This is a genomic window from Streptomyces sp. ICN903 (assembly GCF_022015835.1).
Classification (GTDB): Bacteria; Actinomycetota; Actinomycetes; order Streptomycetales; family Streptomycetaceae; genus Streptomyces; species Streptomyces fenghuangensis.
Window position 1 is genome coordinate 1 of the sequence record NZ_JAKMAY010000483.1, and the last position, 2,567, is coordinate 2,567.

At 71.6% G+C, this 2,567-nt stretch carries 3 protein-coding genes; 1 reads left to right on the forward strand and 2 read right to left on the reverse strand.

Features of this window, described 5'->3' with window-relative positions; all coding sequences use genetic code 11:
* Positions 1-161: 161 nt before the first annotated feature.
* A complete protein-coding gene (locus tag L7D48_RS27975; RefSeq protein WP_237883763.1) occupies positions 162-683 on the reverse strand; it encodes a GNAT family N-acetyltransferase in 522 nt (173 codons plus the stop codon).
* Between the two features lie 182 nt (positions 684-865).
* Here L7D48_RS27975 and L7D48_RS27980 point away from each other — a divergent pair, with 182 nt between their 5' ends.
* Positions 866-1,882, forward strand: coding sequence for an RNA polymerase sigma factor RpoD/SigA (locus L7D48_RS27980; RefSeq protein ID WP_237883765.1), 1,017 nt, complete (start codon positions 866-868; stop codon positions 1,880-1,882).
* A 131-nt stretch (positions 1,883-2,013) separates the two neighbouring features.
* Here L7D48_RS27980 and L7D48_RS27985 read toward each other — a convergent pair.
* A partial coding sequence (locus L7D48_RS27985) for a P1 family peptidase (protein WP_237883767.1) occupies positions 2,014-2,567 on the reverse strand: 554 nt, incomplete at its 5' end.

The following is a 2,567-nucleotide window of genomic DNA, read 5'->3' on the forward strand; positions in this document are numbered from 1 at the left end:
CACCGGGATTGTGCGGCGGCGGCCGGTGCCGGGTGCGGCGACGCGCGGCGGGGGCGCGGCACGGTGGTCCCGGAGGGTGACGGGAGGGGCGTCCGGCGGGTGCCGCGCGCGGCCGGCGCGTACGCCGTGCCCCGGTCGCGGGTTCAGGGTCCCCGGTCGCCTCAGGGGGTCAGCGGCTTCTCGTACCAGGCCACGTCCCAGTACCGGCCGAACTTCCGGCCGACCTCGCCGTACGTGCCGATGTGGCGGAAGCCGAAGCGGGCGTGGAGGCGCACGGAGGCCTCGTTGGGCTGGGCGATGCCCGCGTAGGCGCGGTGGACGTCCTCGCCGCCGATGGCGTCGAAGAGGTGCTCGTACAGCAGGGTGCCGACGCCCCGCCCGCACACGTCGGGGGCGAGGTAGACGCTGACCTCGACCGAGGTGGAGTAGGCGGGCCTGGGGCGGAAGGGGCTGCTGGTGGCGTAGCCCAGGAGGCGGTTCGATTCCGCGTCCAGGGCAACCAGAAGGCGGTGCGGGCCGTCCTTGGGATGGGAGAGCAGCCAGGGACGCCTGGCCTTGGCGGTGAGGGGTTCGGTGTCGAATGTGACGGGGGTCTCACGGACGTAGTGGTTGTAGATGTCCGTCAGGTCCGGAAGGTCGCCTTCCTCGCCCGCTCTGACCTGGACTTCCCCGCGTTCGGTCATTGAAGGCCCCCTCTGTGTGGCGGCGCAGAATACCGCAAGATCCGGAAAAACGATGCGCGCCGTGGGAATTCTGTCCGGATTGAAGTCGTTGATTCCATCGGAACGGGCACCCGAACCAGGAGACGCCGGGTGGCTGGACCGCCACCGACCAGTTGTAGACCACGACTCGCAAGGGAGTACGCATGGCAACCCGTGCCGTCGCCCGTCGTCAGGCCGACCCCAACGGCGCTGACGAGGCACGACCTGTACGTACCTCGTCTGCAGGGGATGTAGCGGACCGGGACCTGGTCGGCATGTACCTCGACGAGATCGCCCGCACCCCGCTGCTGGACGCGGCGAAGGAGGTCGAGCTCTCGCTCGCCATCGAGGCGGGCGTGTACGCCCGGCAGATCCTCGACGGCGAGGTCGAGCCCGTCTCCGGGGACTCGCCGGCAGCGACCGCGACCCGCGAGGAGCTGGAGGCCGTGGCCGCCGAAGGCGAGCGTGCCAAGGACGTCTTCATCCGCTCCAACCTGCGTCTGGTCGTCGCCGTCGCGCGGCGCTACCCCCGCAGCGGCCTGCCGCTGCTGGACCTGATCCAGGAGGGGAACGCGGGCCTGGTGCGGGCGGTGGAGAAGTTCGACTACCGCAAGGGCTTCAAGTTCTCCACGTACGCGACGTGGTGGATCCGCCAGGCCATCACGCGGTCGATCGCCGACCAGTCGCGGACCATCCGCCTCCCCGTCCACCTGGTCGAGGAGCTGGGACGGATCCGGCGTGTGCAGCGGGAGTTCAACCGCGAGCACGGCCGCGACCCCGAGCCCGCCGAGATCGCCGAGGAGCTGGGCTCCAGCCCCGAGCGCATCACGGACGTGCTGGACTGGGCGCGTGACCCGGTCAGCCTGAACATGTCCGTGGACGACGAGGGCGAGACGCAGTTCGGTGACCTGCTGGAGGACACCTCCGCGACCTCTCCCGAGGACTCCGTGCTCGTGATGCTGCGGCGCGAGGAACTGGAGGACATGATCGGCCGGCTCGACGACCGGACCGCATCCATCATCCGGGCGCGCTACGGCATAGAGGACGGGCGCGAGCGCACGCTGACCGAGGTCGGCAAGCAGCACGGCCTGACGAGGGAACGCATTCGCCAGATCGAGAAGCACGCCCTGCTCGAACTGAAGAAGATGGCCCATGACACGGGCTTCGACGCGGCGGCGTGACGGCGTCCGGCGAGGTGGTGCACACCTCGCCGCGACGGGACACGATCGAAGACCACCGGACACGCCCCTGGACAGGGACCCCGGCGCACCCCCCGGCGCCGGGGTCCCGCTGTGTCCGGAACCGTACCGGCTCAGGGGCGGCCGTAGAGGTCGTGGTACGCCGGGAACACCCCACCCGGGCCGTCCACACCCTCCGCGGCCCGCACCGCTTTGACCACCGCACGCGTCAGGGTGTCGGCACCGGCCGCCAGCACGTCGTTGACCTCCTCCGCCTCCGGGCGGCGAGCGCCGGTGGACAGGGCGAAGACGGTGTCCCCGTCGGTGAGCAGGTGCACCGGGCGGACCGCGCGGGCCAGACCGTCGTGGGAGGTGCCCGCCAGCTTCTGCGCCTGGGCGGGGGTGAGCTCGGCGTCGGTGGCCACCACGGCCAGCGTGGTGTTGAGGGGCGGGCGCACCGAGGCGGCCGAACGGCGCTCCGACTCCTGCTGGGCGGCGGCCAGGGACCGCAGCGCCTCGGCGTGCTCGGCCTCCGGGGGGAAGACCGGGCGCTTGCCGTACAGCTCGCCGTAGAGCACGCCCGTGGCCGGGTCCAGAGTCGAGCCCACCGCGTTGACCACGGCCAGTGCGCCCACCGTGGTGCCTGAGGGCAGGACCGTGCTCGCGGTGCCCACCCCGCCCTTGAGCC